Annotated in this window: 13 protein-coding genes; 8 read left to right on the top strand and 5 right to left on the bottom strand. The window is 67.8% G+C overall.

The annotated features are described in order from the left end of the window. Window positions 1-112 precede the first annotated feature (112 nt). Entirely contained in the window at window positions 113-4,084 is a 3,972-nt protein-coding gene (locus ACFWBU_RS17410) for a WD40 repeat domain-containing protein (RefSeq protein WP_378528828.1), read from the top strand. Here ACFWBU_RS17410 and ACFWBU_RS17405 read toward each other — a convergent pair. From ACFWBU_RS17405 to metG, 5 genes are all read right to left on the bottom strand, one after another. Next, window positions 4,029-5,315, bottom strand: a complete 1,287-nt coding sequence (locus tag ACFWBU_RS17405; RefSeq protein ID WP_378528827.1) for an aminodeoxychorismate synthase component I — start codon at window positions 5,313-5,315, stop codon at window positions 4,029-4,031. The genes ACFWBU_RS17410 and ACFWBU_RS17405 overlap by 56 nt on opposite strands. Window positions 5,316-5,327: 12 nt before the next feature. After that, complete coding sequence (locus tag ACFWBU_RS17400) at window positions 5,328-6,209, bottom strand: RNA polymerase sigma-70 factor (protein ID WP_378528826.1); 882 nt, start codon at window positions 6,207-6,209, stop codon at window positions 5,328-5,330. Next, on the bottom strand, window positions 6,206-7,360 hold the full coding sequence (locus ACFWBU_RS17395) for an NAD(P)/FAD-dependent oxidoreductase (RefSeq protein ID WP_378528825.1): 1,155 nt from the start codon (window positions 7,358-7,360) through the stop codon (window positions 6,206-6,208). The genes ACFWBU_RS17400 and ACFWBU_RS17395 overlap by 4 nt, the downstream gene beginning before the upstream one ends. 113 nt (window positions 7,361-7,473) lie before the next feature. Continuing rightward, the gene (locus ACFWBU_RS17390; RefSeq protein WP_378528824.1) at window positions 7,474-8,616 is read right to left on the bottom strand and encodes a DUF2786 domain-containing protein; all 1,143 of its coding nucleotides are present in this window, start codon (window positions 8,614-8,616) and stop codon (window positions 7,474-7,476) included. Between the two features lie 64 nt (window positions 8,617-8,680). After that, window positions 8,681-10,237, bottom strand: a complete 1,557-nt coding sequence (gene metG / locus ACFWBU_RS17385; protein ID WP_169621477.1) for a methionine--tRNA ligase — start codon at window positions 10,235-10,237, stop codon at window positions 8,681-8,683. Between the two features lie 21 nt (window positions 10,238-10,258). Between metG and ACFWBU_RS17380 the strand changes: the two genes are divergently transcribed. From ACFWBU_RS17380 to ACFWBU_RS17350, 7 genes are all read left to right on the top strand, one after another. Next, the gene (locus ACFWBU_RS17380; RefSeq protein WP_378528823.1) at window positions 10,259-11,089 is read left to right on the top strand and encodes a TatD family hydrolase; all 831 of its coding nucleotides are present in this window, start codon (window positions 10,259-10,261) and stop codon (window positions 11,087-11,089) included. 43 nt (window positions 11,090-11,132) lie between these two features. Beyond that, on the top strand, window positions 11,133-12,191 hold the full coding sequence (locus tag ACFWBU_RS17375; protein ID WP_378528822.1) for a maleylacetate reductase: 1,059 nt from the start codon (window positions 11,133-11,135) through the stop codon (window positions 12,189-12,191). A gap of 113 nt (window positions 12,192-12,304) precedes the next feature. Then, window positions 12,305-12,733 (top strand): DoxX family protein, encoded by a 429-nt coding sequence (locus tag ACFWBU_RS17370; RefSeq protein WP_169621480.1) that lies wholly within the window; start codon window positions 12,305-12,307, stop codon window positions 12,731-12,733. A 315-nt stretch (window positions 12,734-13,048) separates the two neighbouring features. Continuing rightward, the gene (locus tag ACFWBU_RS17365; RefSeq protein ID WP_169652538.1) at window positions 13,049-14,194 is read left to right on the top strand and encodes a resuscitation-promoting factor; all 1,146 of its coding nucleotides are present in this window, start codon (window positions 13,049-13,051) and stop codon (window positions 14,192-14,194) included. 59 nt (window positions 14,195-14,253) lie between these two features. Next, on the top strand, window positions 14,254-15,150 hold the full coding sequence (rsmA, locus tag ACFWBU_RS17360) for a 16S rRNA (adenine(1518)-N(6)/adenine(1519)-N(6))-dimethyltransferase RsmA (RefSeq protein WP_378528821.1): 897 nt from the start codon (window positions 14,254-14,256) through the stop codon (window positions 15,148-15,150). Between the two features lie 233 nt (window positions 15,151-15,383). Further along, window positions 15,384-15,590, top strand: coding sequence for a cold-shock protein (locus ACFWBU_RS17355; RefSeq protein WP_169621483.1), 207 nt, complete (start codon window positions 15,384-15,386; stop codon window positions 15,588-15,590). Window positions 15,591-15,957: 367 nt separating this feature from the next. Next, window positions 15,958-16,121, top strand: a 164-nt coding sequence (locus ACFWBU_RS17350) for a cold-shock protein (RefSeq protein ID WP_378528842.1), incomplete at its 3' end; no start/stop codon positions are given.

The raw sequence follows: 16,121 nt of genomic DNA, 5'->3' as shown, positions 1-16,121 counted from the left end.
CAACCGCGCGGAACGGGTATCATCCCAGCTCAGCTGCGGTGAGGAATTATTCCGCAGCGGACAGATAGGACCCGATCCGCGAGGAAACGGGAGGTGAAAGGGCGCGGAAAAGATGTCGGAGACCAGCCGAAAACCTGGCGCAGCCCAGCGGCAGTTCTTCGCCGACCAACTCCGCATGCTGTTCGCCGCTGCCGGCCGTCCCGCACTGAAGAAGGTGGTGTCGGAAGCTGCTGCGGTGGCCAGAGCGATGGGCACCGACCGCGTCGTGTCCGTTCAGCGCGTGAGCGACTGGCGGAGCGGGAACCGGTTACCCGCCAGTTTCGAATCGGTCCACCCGGTACTGGTCGTCCTCATCCGCGCGGCTCGCGACCTCAACTCCGAGCCACCCGTCACCGGGTTGTACTCACTGAAACAGTGGGAGTCCTGGTGGACCAACGCCCGGGGACAGTCCGGCGCACCCCGCGCCGAGAAAACGCCGCCGTCGGTGCCGCAGGGCATGCGCCCCTACAAAGGGCTCGCGTCGTATCAGGAGAAGGACGCCCGGCTGTTCTTCGGCCGCACCCAGAGCGTGCGGGCACTCGCCGACGTCGTGACCGCGGCGCACGGTCAGGGCCCGGTCATCGTCACCGGCGCGTCGGGCGTCGGCAAGTCCTCGCTCGTGCGTGCGGGCGTGATCCCGCAGATCTGCGGAGGATCGGACTGCCGATCACTGGTCCTGACCCCGGGCACCCACCCCGTCGCACGGCTGACGGAACTGCTCCCGGGACTCGCCGAGGTCGAGGACCGCACCGACCCCGCCGCCGTGCAAGCGGCGTTGCGCGCCGAACTCGCGCGGATGTCGGCGTCCACGCTGCTCATCGTCGTCGACCAGATCGAAGAGCTGTTCACCCAGTGCACCGACCCTGCCGAGCGCACCGAGTTCCTGCGACTGCTCGAGATCGCCGCGACCGGACACGTCGGTGACGCCCCGGCCATCGTCGTCGCGACGATGCGGTCGGATTTCTACGACAAGGCCGTCACCTGCCCTGTTCTTGCCCGCGCACTCGAACGTCGCACCAAGACCGTGCAGCCTCTCGAACGCTCCGACCTGGTCGAAGTCATCACCGTGCCCGCACGGATGGTGGGCGTGCGACTCGAGGCGGGCCTCGTCGACCTGATCCTGCACGATCTCGGGGGTCTGGCGGACGGCGAGATCAGCGGCAAGGAACTGCCGTTGCTCTCGCACCTGCTCGACACCCTGTGGGACAAACGCTCCGGCGGGGCCCTGACGGTCGCGGCGTATCGCGCGACGGGCGGTGTACGCGGTTCCATCGCCGCGAGTGCGGAACGTGCGTGGGAGAAACTCGACGAAGCCGATCGTGCGCTGGCCCGGGCCATGCTCGTGCACCTCGTGTACGTGACGGCGACGGGCACCGACGTCAAGATCGCCCGCCCGCTGCCCGAACTACTTGCGGTCGCGGGTGGCAACCGCGACGCCGCGGCGCGCGTCGTCGACCATTTCGTGTCTGCTCGCGTGCTGGTCGCGGATGCCGGAAGCGTCGAACTCATCCACGACGCGGTGATCGACGCGTGGCCGCGCCTGAAATCCTGGATCCAGGACGACCGGGCCGATGCCGCGCTGCGGCAGAGGATCGAAGCCGACGCGGTGACCTGGATCGAGAGCGGTCGCAACAAGGGGCTTCTCTATCAGCGCGGGCGTATGGACGTCGTGGCCGAACAGAATCCCAGTCTCGGCGACCCGGGGTCTGCGCCGCGCACGGACGACGTGGTCGCACTCAGTCCGAACGCCGTGGAGTTCCTCGATGCGTCGAGGAGACAGATCGCCTGGCTGGGTAGAAGGCGACGCGCCATCATCGCGGTTCTGGCACTCGCGGCGCTGGTCGCGCTGGTGATGAGCGGGGTCGCCTGGGTGGCGAAGGGGCGCGCGGAGGCAGAACGCAGCACCGCGCAGTTCCAGCAGATCATCGCGTTGTCCGACTCCATGCGTGACGAGGACCCGACCACGTCGTCACACCTCGCGCTGGCGGCCGCTCACCTGCGGCCCGACAGCGACGTGGCGTATTCGCGGCTCATCGCGACCCAGGGGGTTCCCCTCGCCAACACCCTCAGGGGGCATACCGGGCCGGTGTACAGCACCGCCGTCTCCCCGGACGGTTCGGTGCTCGCCTCGGCGAGCGACGACGGTACCGTCCGTCTCTGGTCGCTCGGAAAGGACTCCGGGCCGGCGGTGATCGGCGATCCGCTCCAGCTGTCCTCGAAGTACATGGCGTCGGTGTCCTTCAGTCCGGACGGCCGATACCTCGCCGCCGGTGGCGGCGACGGTGCGGTGTGGATCTTCGATATCTCCGATCACGCCGCACCGAGGCCGGTACTGGACCAGGAGATCTTCGCCTCGGGCGCCGTCCACAACGTGAGGTACGGACCGTCGGGCCGTGTGCTCGCCGTGCCCTACGACGACGGTACGGTCGCGCTCCTCGACACGTCCGATCCGACGTCGGGGCGTTTTCCGGTGGCCTCCGTCCGCGGCCACGAGGGCGCGGTGCGGACCGTTGCCTTCCGGCCGGACGGGGCAGTGATGGCCACATCCAGCGACGATCGCACCGTGCGGCTCTGGGACGTCACCGACCGGGCAGCACCGGTTCCCCTGGGCGAGCCGCTGCGCGGATTCGAGGACGTCGCGCACTCGGTCGGGTTCAGCGGCGACGGCAGGACCCTGGCGGCCAGCAGCGACGACGGCGTGTTGCGCCTGTTCGACACCAGCGATCCGAGGGCCCCATATCCCGTCGGGGTTCCTGTGCGCGCCCACACCGGCGGTGTCTGGAGTATCGCGTTCCTCCCGGACGGCCGGACGCTGGCCAGTGCGTCCTGGGACGGCACCGCGAAACTCTGGGACATCGACCCCGAGGAGCGGTACCTCGACGAAATCAGTCCCGCGCTGACCGGTCACGGCGGCGGTGTCGCGACCCTCGCGATCACTCCGGACGGAGACACGGTGATCACCGGAGGTCAGGACGCCAACCTGCGGGTCTGGACGATGCCGCACACACGGATCTCCGTCGTCGATGCGGCATTGACCAAGCCGTCCGTCAGCCGCGCCGGGGATCTCGTCGCCACCGGCAGCTACGGCCCGACGGTGTCGTTGTGGCGAGTCGACGATGCCGGGGACTGGGACCGCGCGGGAGGCGTGACCCTGCCCCGCCCGCTCGGCGGTGCCTACGTGTGCGCGTTGTCGCCCTCCGGCACCGTTCTCGCGACGGCACCCACCTCCGGCGGGAGCGTCCAACTCTGGGATGTCCGCGATCCCGCCGACCCGCGACCGTTTGCCGATCCTGTTCCGCTGGGCACCCGGTTCACCTCGTCTCTCGCGTTCTCACCGGACGGCGCGACTCTGGTGACCGGTGCCGACGACTTCTCGGTGCAGTTGTGGGACATCGCCGACCCCGCAGCGCCGGTGCCGTGGGGAGATCCGCTCACCGGTCCCGAGAATCTGGTCCGTACCGCCGTGATCAGCCCGGACGGCCGGAGCCTCGTCGTAGCGAGCGCGGACAGCAGCATCTACGCGTGGGATATCGCCGACCCGCGGGCTCCCATCCCCACCACGGTGTCCGGCGGGCACGATGCCGGAGTCAACGCCGCGGCATTCGGGCGCGAAGGGAACGTGCTGGTCACCGGCAGCGACGATCACGGAGTTCTGATGTGGGATCGGGACGTCGCCGGGAACTTCACCGCGCGACCCCAAGCGCTTCGCGGCCACACCGGCACCGTGTACTCGGTATCGATCACCCGTGACGGCACCAAAGCCATCAGCGGCAGCGACGACGGGACGATCCGGTTGTGGGACGTGTCCGACGCGGAGGGCATGCGGGAGGTCGGTGGCCCGATCACCGACACCGGGGTCGGACGCTGGCAGGTGGTGTTCCGGCCCAACGGAACGGTTGTGGCAGCGGGCGGCGACGGGGTGCTCCGGATGTGGAATCTCGACGCGGCCGCTGTCGCGCAGCGGGTCTGCCGCTCTACGTCCGGACGGGTCAGCGACATCCTGCCGCGGTTCGATCTGCCCGCACCCGCTCGCGAGGTGTGCTGAGCGCGAGGATGCTCGCCGCCTTGTCGAGGCATTCCTGCCATTCGGCGTCGGGGTCCGAATCGATCGTGATCCCGCCGCCGACGCCGAGCACGCAGGTTCCCGCACCGAATTCCACGGTGCGGATCGCGACGTTCAATTCGGTGCCCGCGAGCGGACTCGACATGCCGACGGTGCCGCAGTAGACGCCGCGGGAGTGCGGTTCCCACTGCCGGAGCAGGTCACGAGCGCGGATCTTGGGACATCCGGTGACCGACGCCGGCGGGAACGCCGCGTCGAGAAGATCCGCGGTGGTGACGCCGGGCCGCGACCGGGCCGCCACCGTCGAGACCAGGTGCCACACCCCGGGCGCCGGGCGGACCGCCAGTAGTTCTTCGACGGTGACGCTGCCGGTCTCCGCGACCCGGCCCAGGTCGTTGCGAACCAGGTCGACGATCATGATGTTCTCCGCCACGTCCTTCACCGATGCCCGCAGCAGTGCCGGGTCGGCGGACAGCGGGAGCGTGCCCTTGATGGGGCTCGAGCGCAGGGCGTCGCCGTGACGGGAGACGAACAGTTCGGGCGAGAGCGACGCGACGGCGCCCCACGGTCCTTGCAGGTATGCGGCACGCGCGGGTGCGGTCCGCGCGACTGCGGCGGTGAAGAACGCCAACGGGTCTCCCGTCCACGTACCTGTGAAGCGCGTGCAGACGCACGTCTGGTACACCTCGCCGGCGCGGATCGCGTCGAGGCACTGCTCCACACCGCGTCGGTGCGTCTCGCGGTGCGGCGGCGACCAATCGATGTGCCAGAACCTCTCCCGGACCCGGGGTTCCACGACGGCGGCAGCCAGGTCGGACGGGCACGGAGCAGCACCGAGGGTCTCGTACCACCAGCACCCGTCGGCATCGAGCCTGAGCACGGTGTCGGTCCAGCCACCCGCCGCGGCGGGCAGCCCGGAGTGTTCCGGCGACGGACTGGACGCAGACCCGTCCGGGTAGGCGAGATAACCGATCCAGCCGCCGCCGACGGCCGGGCCCCCGGGCGTACGCGCCTCCCGGATATCCGGGCACGCGAAGGCTTCGGAGGGGTCGACCGCGCCGGTGGCCAGGGACGGTGCGATCAGGGCGGCCGAGCCGAACCAGTCGCCCGTCACCGCCGCGGGAGGCGGCACCCCGAGGTTCCGCGCGCGTTCCGCGAGGGAGGCGAGAACCTGAGCGGGAGTGCCACCGCGCCCGAGCCGTTCCATCCGCATGGCTCGAGCTTGTCAGATCGCCCCGGCAGCCCCCGGGTGAGCCCCGAGATGCGCGAGCTTGTCGGGGTTGCGTACCACGTACACGCCCGTGATCAGGTCGTTGTCGATCTCGAACTGGAGGACGAGATCGAGTTCTTCACCCGAGTACACGAGCAGTCCCGGCATGTTGCCGACCGGGACGGCCTCGATTCTCATGTCCGGCAGCGGGTGCCGCACGAGCCCGCCGAACAGCCGCGCCACTCGGGCCGCGCCGATCACCGGAACCCTGGCTGCGGTGGCCTTGCCTCCTCCGTCCGCGATGTACACGACGTCGGGTGCCAGCAGTTGCAACAGAGTGTCGACGTTGCCGGTGGTGGCGGCGGCCAGGAATTCGACGACCACTCGGTTCGCCTCCTCGCCCGCGGGAGTGAACCGGCGGCGGCGCGCACGGACGTGTTCACGCGCTCGGTGGGCAATCTGCCGCACGGTGTCCTCGCGGCGGTCGACGGTCTCGGCGATCTGGACGTGGTCGAATCCGAACACCTCACGCATCACGAACACTGCACGTTCGAGCGGACTCAACGTTTCCAGGACCAGCAGCATCGCCAGCGACACCGACTCGGCGAGTTCGATCGCCCCGGAGGCATCCGGCACTGTGAGCACAGGCTCGGGAAGCCACGGGCCCACGTATTCCTCGCGGCGACGCCGCGCCGAGCGCAGACTGTTGAGCGCCTGACGGGTCACGATCTGAGCCGCGTATGCACGCGGGTTGTCGACCGCGGCCCGATCGGTGCCGGCCCAGCGCATGAAACTGTCCTGGAGGACGTCTTCACTGTCGGCGACGCTCCCGGTGATCTCGTACGCGATCGAGAACAACAGCCCCCGGTGTTCGGTGAAGACGTCCTCTGCCGTCACTGCGCACTCCTCGCGGGTCGAATGAGGCCGCCGCCCTGACCTTCCGCCGATCGGAGGTCGCGGCCCCGAGCCTGTCGTCGCATCGACAGGATCGTCCCACGCAATATCGATTCCTTCACCGGTGCGACGACCCGGCCACGCAGCGAGAACGCGGAGGGGCTGTCGTCACGTGCGGTGAACTGCACCGCGCCGCGTCCGCGTCCGAGCGAGAGACATTGGGCGACGAACCTCAGCGACAGCGGCGAGGGTGAACGGCCTTGCAGGATCTCCCAGACGGTGTCGGCACCGTGCGCGCCGAGCGGCATCGCGGCCTGGCAGCTCATCCGGATATGGTCCCGGCCCGCGACGGTCACTGCGTCGCCGACACCCACCACGGCGGTGCCGTCCGCCGACTGCAGGCCGGCGTCGACGCGCAGCCTGCCGGAGGCGTCCACCGGCAGCCCGCTGCGACGGGCGAGGTCGGGAACCGAGAATCCGCCGGCCCAGACGACGAGCGCAGCGGGGATCGCGGTGCCGTCGTCGAGGAGTACCGCGTCCTCGGTCAGGCGCGTCGCATGCACGCGCGGCCGCACGTCGATACCGAAGCTGTCCAATGTGCGGTTCACGTACTGCCGGGTGCCGTCCGGAAAGCCCGCGCCCGGGTCACCGACGAGGCTGTAGTCGGCCCCGGGATGTTCGGACGCGAGTTCGGCGGCGGCTTCGATGCCGGTGAAGCCCCCACCCACGACCACAACCGGCGCGTGGGCGGGAAGTTCGGCGAGCGCGGTGTGCAGCGCTGTCGCAGATTCGAGGTCGGAGACGGAGAACGCTCTTTCCATCCCGGGCACGGCGCTCGTTGCCGGGCCGCTTCCGACGGCGTACACGACGGCGTTGCACCGCAGTGCCGTGCCGTCGGTGAGCGTTACCGCGTCGGGTTCGATCCGTTCCGCTGTACCCACCCGCAGCGAGGCGCGTGGGTGCAGTAGGCCGGCGAGGTTGTGGGTGGCAGACCCCGAACCGGCGGCCACCTGGTGCAGTCGGGTCCGTTCGACGAACACCGGCCGCGGATTCACCACGGTCACCGACACCTCGGGGTGGCGTGCCAGCCGATTTGCTGCCGTGACGCCCGCGTACCCCGCGCCGACCACCACCACGTCGAATTGCGTTGTCATCTCGTTCGCCCTTCACTGGGTCCGGATGTGTCACCGATGGGACACCGGTGGAGCGCCGTGTGTGACATCCGATCGCGAATCGCTACGCACGCGGGCTCTGGAAGGTGACGGGGTCACCGCCCGATGCGGTGCTGCCAGGCCTCGAGAGACGCGGACTCGGCCGCGTCGCGCCCCGCGTGGAAACCGTCGGCGTCGATCCCGCGGCTTCGGGACGCCCGGGTAGTGGGGAAGAGACGCCGGAACTCGGTGTCCACCGCTTCCGAGCGGCGCGCCAGGATCGGCGCGAGGGAGGTCACCGGAACGTGCGCGTCGGCGGCGGCACCCGCCGTGGCCCGAGCGTCGGCCTCGCGCAGCCTCTCGCCGACCCGCTTCGCGTAGCCGGTGAGGAACGCGCGGCGGAACGCCGTTGCCGACCCGCCGCGCCGGCCGGCGGTTCCGGCGGCACCGAGAGCGCGGGTCGCCTGTACGAGGAGTGAGGTGAAGAGAAGTTCGACCTGTGCAAGATCTGCCACGGTGCCGACGACGGTCGCGATCTGCACGCGGGTGAACCACACGGTGCGGACCCGATTGGCGTCGCCGATCGCGGTGAGCAGCAGCACCTTCTCTTTGATGTACGGGCCGTCGAGGTGGAGACGCCGGCCGCGCACGGGATCGGTGAGACGAGTGGTACCGGTGAGCAGTGCGGAGCCGAGCGCGTACCGCGTCACGAGTTCCTGCGCTTTCGCAGTGAGCGCCTCGGCCTCGTCGGGGAAGTCGGTGGATTCCGCTTTCGACAGCAGACCGCGGATGCGGTCGAGCACGCGTGGATCGGGTGCGGCCTCTGTGGTGTCGCCGGGAGTGCGCAGGGGTGGCCACTGCGAGGGTGGGGCATCGAGCCGGGTGAACGCCGGTAGGTACTTCCAGGTGAAGGCCAGCCCGTCGACCTGGTAGCGGGAGATCTCGGGACATGCGTATCGCAGGCCCGTCCAGAGGTCGGGCGAGAGCGCGGCGAGCCGGGCGGGCACCGGGTGCCGTTCGGCGATGGCCTGCACTTGCCGTACCCAGTCGTCGGGAGCGCGTTCGGCGGCCCGGTTACGGCGCGCATCGAAGAGCACGGTGAGCGCGGCGAGCGGGATGTCGGTGTCGTCGCCCGACCTCGCGGTCAGGTGCAGTATGTCGGCGGGTTGCCAGCCGCGCTCGTAGACATCCCCGAGTTCGGCGAGGAGCACCTCGGCGTGCAGCTCGTCTGTTCGAATGTATGTTCTATCGCTCCGCATGAGCGGAGTGTGGCGCACCCCACCGACAGAACCGGTGGGGCGTCGCGAACCTGCTGGTGAGGGCTCAGTCCTCGTCGACGTAGCGCGGGAACACCGGGGACGGTGCGGGGAGCGCGGTGCCCGGCACGAGCCGCGTGGCGATGTCCGCGAACTGCCGGGCGCCGGGGTCCTGGCCGAGCAGATCGAGGATCTTGGCACCGGAATCGGGCATCACCGGCTGAACGAGGATCCCGACGATACGCACGACCTCGAGCGTGACGTAGAGAACCGTCGCCATGCGCTCGGGATCGGTCTTGCGGAGCACCCACGGCTGCTGCGCGGAGAAGTAGCGGTTGGTTTCGCCGAGCACTCGCCAGATCGCCTCGAGGCCGAGGTGCAGTGCCTGCACGTCGAACTCGGCGCGCACCTCGTCGAGCAGTGCGTCGGCCTGCGCGAGCATCGCCTCGTCTTCCGCGGTGAAAGCACCCGGAGTCGGAGCCTGACCGTCGAGGTTCTTGGCGACCATGGTGAGCGAGCGCTGCGCGAGGTTACCGAGGTCGTTGGCGAGGTCGGCGTTGATGCGGCTCGCGATGGCGTCGTGGCTGTAGCTGCCGTCCTGCCCGTACGAGATCTCACGCAGCAGGAAGAAGCGCAACTGGTCGAGACCGAAGCGCTCGACCATCTCGAGGGGATCGACGACGTTGCCCACCGACTTGGACATCTTCTCGCCCTTGTTGAACAGGAACCCGTGCACGAACACGCGCTTGGGCAGTTCGAGGCCCGCGGACATCAGGAATGCGGGCCAGTAGACGGTGTGGAACCGCGTGATGTCCTTGCCGATGATGTGCAGGTCGGCGGGCCAGTAGCGCCGGTAGGACTCGGATTCGGTATCAGGGAACCCGGCACCGGTGAGGTAGTTGGTGAGGGCATCGACCCACACATACATCACGTGCTCGGGATTGCCGGGGACGGGAACGCCCCAGTCGAACGTGGTGCGCGAGATCGACAGATCCTTGAGCCCGCCGGCGACGAAGCTGACGATCTCGTTGCGCCGGGTCGCGGGGGCGATGAACTCGGGCTGTTCCTCGTACAGCTTCTGCAGCCGGTCCTGATACGCCGACAAGCGGAAGAAGTACGTGGACTCCTCGGTCCATTCGACGGGCGTGCCGGTATCGGTGGAGATGCGCGACCCGTCTTCGAGCAACGTCGTCTCGGCGTCGGTGTAGAAGGCCTCGTCGCGGACGGAGTACCAGCCCGCATAGGTGTCGAGATAGATGTCGCCCGCATCGACCATCCGCTGCCAGATCGCCGCGCTCGCCTCGAGGTGGTCCTGGTCCGTCGTACGGATGAACCTGTCGTACGAGATCTTCAGGGCCTTGTCCATCGCCTCGAAGACGTCGGAGTTGCGCGACGCGAGGTCGGTGACGGAGATTCCTTCTTTCGCCGCCGTCTGCTGCATCTTCAGGCCGTGCTCGTCGGTACCGGTGAGGAAGCGGACGTCGAAGCCGTCGAGACGCTTGAACCGGGCGATCGCATCCGTGGAGATGTACTCGTAGGCGTGCCCGATGTGCGGGACGCCGTTCGGATACGCGATCGCGGTGGTGACATAGAACGGCGGGCGGGAGGAATCAGGCGCAGTCATGGTGGCGCTAGTTTATAGGGCGTGAGCAAAGCCCGTCCCGCCCCCGAACCCCCGCAGCCGCTCGCGCCTCTCGTGGACGCCCACACGCATCTCGATGCGTGCGGAGCGCACGACGCCGCGACCACCGCCGCCATCCTGGATCGGGCCGCCGCGGTGGGAGTCGGGCGGGTGGTCACCGTCGCCGACGATCTCGAGGCCGCGAAGTTCGCGGTCGAGGCCGCCCATTGGGACGAGCGCGTGTTCGCCGCGGTGGCGATCCATCCGACCCGTGCCAACAGCCTCGACGACGCGATGCGCGCCGACATCGAGACGCTCGCCGCCGATCCGCGGTGTGTCGCGGTGGGGGAGACGGGCCTGGATCTGTACTGGCCGGGCAAGCTCGACGGCTGCGCCGAACCCGCGGAACAGGAAGACGCGTTCCGCTGGCACATCGATCTTGCGAAGCGCCTGGGCAAGCCGTTGATGATCCACAACCGTGAGGCCGACGCGGACCTGCTGCGTGTGCTCCACGCCGAGGGCGCACCGGAGACGGTGATCTTCCACTGCTTCTCCTCGGACGCGGACATGGCACGCAAGTGCGTCGACGCCGGGTACGTGCTCAGTTTCTCGGGCACCGTGAGTTTCAAGAACGCGAAGGCCCTGCGGGAGGCCGCACCGCTCGTGCCCGGCGACCTCGTGCTGGTCGAGACCGATGCGCCGTTCCTGACACCGCACCCCTTCCGTGGTGCGCCCAACGAGTCGTACTGCCTGCCGTACACGGTGCGGGCGCTCGCGGAGGTGCGGGGCGAGAGCGCCGAGGAACTCGCACACGCGACCACAGCGAACGCCGAACGGGTATACCGACTTTCGTGAACGACACTCACGTGGGCAGCCGCCGCGTGAGACCGTAGGGTTCATGCGCGCCTTCGTCCACACCTCCCGCCCCTCTCGGGTGATCTTCGGGGCGGGGAGCGCAGCGGGTGTCGCAGACGAGGTTCGGCGACTCGGCGGCACGCGGGTGCTGCTGCTCGGAGGCGCCCATGTGGATGCGCAGGCCACCCTCGTGGAAGAGATTCTCGGTCCGCTGATGGTTGCGCGCTTCGACGGGGCGGAGATGCATACGCCCGTCCTGGTCACCGAGCGCGTGATCGTGAGCATGGCCGAGCACTATGTCGATGCGATCGTCGCGGTGGGCGGTGGCTCGACCACCGGTCTCTCGAAAGCGCTTGCGCTTCGTAGCGGGCTGGACCAGGTCATTCTGCCGACCACCTATGCCGGTTCGGAGGTGACGCCCGTACTGGGCGAGACGTCCGAGGGTGTGAAGGTCACGCGTTCGTCTCGGGAGATTCTGCCGGAGACGGTGATCTACGACGTCGACTTCACCGCAACTATGCCGATTCCCCTGGCCGTGACCAGCGCGATCAACGCTCTGGCACACGCGGTGGAGGCACTGTATTCCGAGCATGCGAACCCTGTCGTCGACGCTCTCGCGGTCGAGTCGATCTCGGCGATCGGTCGCGGTCTGCCCGCGCTGGGGGCCGATCTCGCGGACCGCGAGGGCCGGTCGGATCTGTTGCTCGCCGCGTGGCTGGCCGGAACCTGCCTCGCCTCCGTGGGCATGGGCTTGCATCACAAGATCTGTCACGTCCTCGGCGGATCGTTCGGTCTGCCGCACGCCGCGGTGCACACCGTGATGCTGCCGCACGTCATGGCGTACAACGCGGTGTCGGTCCCGCGCGTGATGGAACGGATCGCCGACGCGCTGGTCACTCCGACGGCACCCGCTGGGGTGTACGACCTGATCGCCGCGGCAGGCGGCCCGACGACCTTGGCCGAACTCGGTATGGCCGAAGCGGACCTCGACGAGGCTGCGCGACTGGCGACGGAGAAGCCCTATCCCAACCCGCGTGAGGTGACCCGTGTGGGTGTGCGGCGTCTGCTGGGAGAGGCCTTCGCGGGCACCAGACCGGAGTGAGGCTTTTCCTTGTAGTTGAACCTACAACCATCTTTTGTTAGCTTGGTTGTCGCGTCAACTATTTGTCGCGTCAAGCGCTGGGGCCGTCGGCTCCGCCCATCGAAAGGCCCCCTGTGAACAGCACGCTCGCTCGCGACATCGGAATCCTGGTCGCCCGTCTCGGCATCGGCATCATCTTCTTGGTCCACGGCCTCCAGAAGCTCAACGTCTGGGGATACGAGGGCACCAAGGCCGGCTTCGAGGGTATGGGTGCGCCGATCCCTGCCGTCACCGCGTTCGTGGCCACGTGGGTGGAGGTGCTCGGCGGGCTCGCGCTGATCCTCGGCGTCCTCGTCCCGGTGTTCGGGGTCCTGCTGTTCCTCGTCATGGCCGGTGCCTTCTTCATCGCGCACGTCGACAACGGCGTGTACGCCGCGGACGGTGGATTCGAACTCGTCACCGCACTCGGGCTCGGGGCGCTGCTGCTCGCCGTCGTCGGGGCGGGTGCATTCAGCGTGGACCGCTTCCTCGCGCCGAAGATTCCGCTGCTCCGCGCCGCGTAACCGCGAGGGCGACGAGAGGCTGCGGGTGCACCACCCGCAGCCTCTTTTGCTGTCCGATTCCCGCAGATTCGGCGGGCTTTGCCGTCGAATGTTCCGTGAAATGCATCGGCATATCGGAAAGCTGTAAGACGCGTCACACGCCTCCCATATCGGACATTCACACCATTGTCGGCACATCGTTTATATGCGGCTTCCAATCACGAAATGTAACCTCGGGAATTTCGTAGTAAACGCAGGTAGAGGGCATCGGGTTGCCATAACAATATCGGTTCGTTACCGTGCTGTAATCACCGTCGTCTTCTGACTGGAATTGTTGTGTCACCTCTCAATAAGATCAACTCTACGAAATCCCCGGTGTTATTCGCCGTGATCGCCGCACTGCTTGTGACGCTTGTGGCAGGTGGGATAACGGCGGTCGTCAAGCATAAAGACTTGACGCTCGACATCGACGGAGAGACCAGGGCCTTCGGGACCATGAGCTCCACCGTCGGCGACATTCTCGAGGACGCCGGTTACGCCGTCGGCGAGCACGATGTCGTCGCGCCCGCTGTCGATGCGAAGGTCTCCGACGGCGACACGCTCGTGCTGCGTCGGGCCCGGGAGATCCAGCTGACCGTGGACGGGGAGAGCCGTTCGGTGTGGACGACGGCACTCACTGTCGACGAGGCGCTCGACCAGTTCCGGCTGGGCGACGACGTCTACGTGTCGGCATCGCGTTCGCATCGTCTGCCCCTCGAAGGTTCTGATCTCGAGGTCGTGAGCCCCAAGAATGTGCGGTTGGCCGACAACGGCGCTCCCGCCGCAGAGGTCCGGGTCGCCGCGCCCACCGTCGGCGATCTCCTCGAGAGCCAGAACCTGTCCCTCGAGCAGGCCGACTCGGTCAATCACCCGCTCGACGCCCCGCTTGCCGAAGGCATGGAAGTGGTGGTGACCCGCGACCGCGTCGAGTCCCGCACCGAGCGCATGCCCATCGGTCAGCCCGAAAACAGGGTCGACGATCCCGGCATGTTCGAAGGTGAGATCGCCCACGACAACCCCGGTACGCCGGGCGAGCGTGAGATCACCTTCGACGTGCACACCGTCAACGGCGTGGAGGTCGGACGCACCGAAACCGCATCGAACGTCCTGACCGAGCCCGCACCCGCCGTGGTGCGCGTGGGCACGAAGCCGAAGCCCGCGCCTCCGGCTCCGCCCGCCGCTCCCGCATCGGGACGCGGTTCGACCTGGGATTCGCTCGCACAGTGCGAGGCCACGGGCAACTGGGCTGCCAACACCGGTAACGGGTTCTACGGCGGTCTCCAGTTCACCCAGCAGACCTGGGCGGCATTCGGCGGAACCCAGTACGCTCCGCGGGCCGATCTCGCGACCCGCGAGCAGCAGATCGCGGTCGCCGAGAAGGTTCAGGCCGGTCAGGGCTGGGGCGCGTGGCCTTCGTGCACCAGCAAGCTCGGGCTGCGCTGAGTGCTCCCGATGACCTCGTGGTGCGCATGACGCCCCGGCCCGTGCGCTAGGTTCGCCTCGTGCCAGCAGATTCTCCAGACGCCACCCCGGCTTCTCCCCGCGGCCTTGCCGCATTGCTCGGACCCGCAGAGGTCCGCGCCCTCGCGGAGGAGTTCGGGGTGCGTCCGACCAAGCAGCTCGGACAGAACTTCGTCCACGACGCCAACACGGTGCGTCGCATCGTCAATGTCGCCGGTGTCGGCCGCGACGATGTGGTGCTCGAGGTCGGGCCGGGCCTGGGTTCTCTCACCCTCGCTCTGCTCGACGTCGTCGATCGGGTGGTGGCCGTCGAACTCGATCCGAGGCTCGCCGAGCGCCTCCCGGGCACGGTCGCGGAGCGTGCGCCCGAACTGGTGGACCGGCTCGACGTCGTGCACATGGACGCGATGAAGGTGCTGCCCCGAGATCTGCCGGCGGCGCCGACCGCGTTGGTGGCGAACCTGCCGTACAACGTCGCAGTGCCCGTTCTTCTACACCTGTTCTCCGAGTTCCCTTCCATCCGTACGGCATTGGTGATGGTGCAGTCCGAAGTGGCTGATCGCCTCGCGGCCGAGCCGGGAGGCCGGATCTACGGGGTGCCGAGTGTGAAGGCGCGGTTCTTCGGAGACGTCCGGAGAGCGGGCGCCGTGGGGCGTGCGGTCTTCTGGCCGGTGCCGAAGGTCGAATCCGGACTGGTTCGCGTCGATCGGTACGCCGAGCCGCCGTGGCCGACCGACACCGCGCATCGGAAGAAGGTGTTTTCTGTGGTCGATGCTGCATTTGCGCAGCGCCGCAAGACATTACGTGCTGCACTGAGCACGTGGGCGGGCTCTCCCGCGGAAGCGGAGCGTCGCCTGGTCACGGCGGGAATCGACCCGTCCACCCGGGGGGAGAAGCTCGACGCCGCCGCGTTCGTGCGACTCGCGTCCGTGGAATAAATATGTGATCCAGCTCACTGATGCTGGTGGGGCGCCGCCCGTATGTGATCTACTGATCTCGGTCGTTGGATATTGTGTTTGTGGTTAGCCCCTCGCACATTTCTGGTTGCGAGCGGATGCGATTAGCCACCACGGAATCGTCTCAATCGTGTAGTGACAGGCCCGGGAGGCACACAGTCTCCCGACGAGACAGGACAGTGTTTACGCGTCCTGCCTGCTTTAAGGAATGCAGAATGACTGAAGGTACCGTGAAGTGGTTCAACGGCGAAAAGGGCTTCGGCTTCATTGCCCCGGCCGACGGCTCCGCTGACGTCTTCGTGCACTTCTCCGAGATCCAGGGCGGCGGCTTCCGCAGCCTCGAGGAGAACCAGCGCGTGAGCTTCGAGATCGGCCAGGGCCAGAAGGGCCCGCAGGCCACCGGCGTCACCGTTATCGGCTGACACCAACTTTCTCCGGCTGGGCCGGCACCCGTTCTCGGGTGCCGGCCCAGCTGTTTTCGTCTGGGGGACAGTCGATTCCGGCGAGGTCTGCCGACTCGCTCGTGGTCTACGACTTCCTCTCGGGTCAGCCGTGTGGCGGTGTGAGCCCACCCACCATGCACTGGCGGGCGTTGTCTATCTGTGATCTAATGGAACTTGGTCGTAGGTAGTGTGTTTGTGGTTAGCCCTCGCACATTTCTGGTTGCGAACGGATGCGGTACCACCCACGGAATCGTTTCAAATCGTGTAGTGACAGACCCGGGAGACATTCAGTCTCCCGACGAGACAGGACAGTTTTTGCGCGTCCTGCCTGCTTTAAGGAAATAAAATGACTGAAGGTACCGTGAAGTGGTTCAACGGCGAAAAGGGCTTCGGCTTCATTGCTCCGGCCGATGGATCCGCTGACGTCTTCGTGCACTTCTCCGAGATCCAGGGCGGCGGCTTCCGCAGCCTCGAGGAGAACCAGCGCGTGAGCTTCGAGATCGGCCAGGG

The organism is Rhodococcus sp. NPDC060084 (assembly GCF_042730335.1).
In the GTDB taxonomy this organism is placed as follows: domain Bacteria; phylum Actinomycetota; class Actinomycetes; order Mycobacteriales; family Mycobacteriaceae; genus Rhodococcus.
The sequence above is the reverse complement of the archived record's forward strand: the minus strand, read 5'-3'. Positions and strand labels throughout refer to the sequence as shown.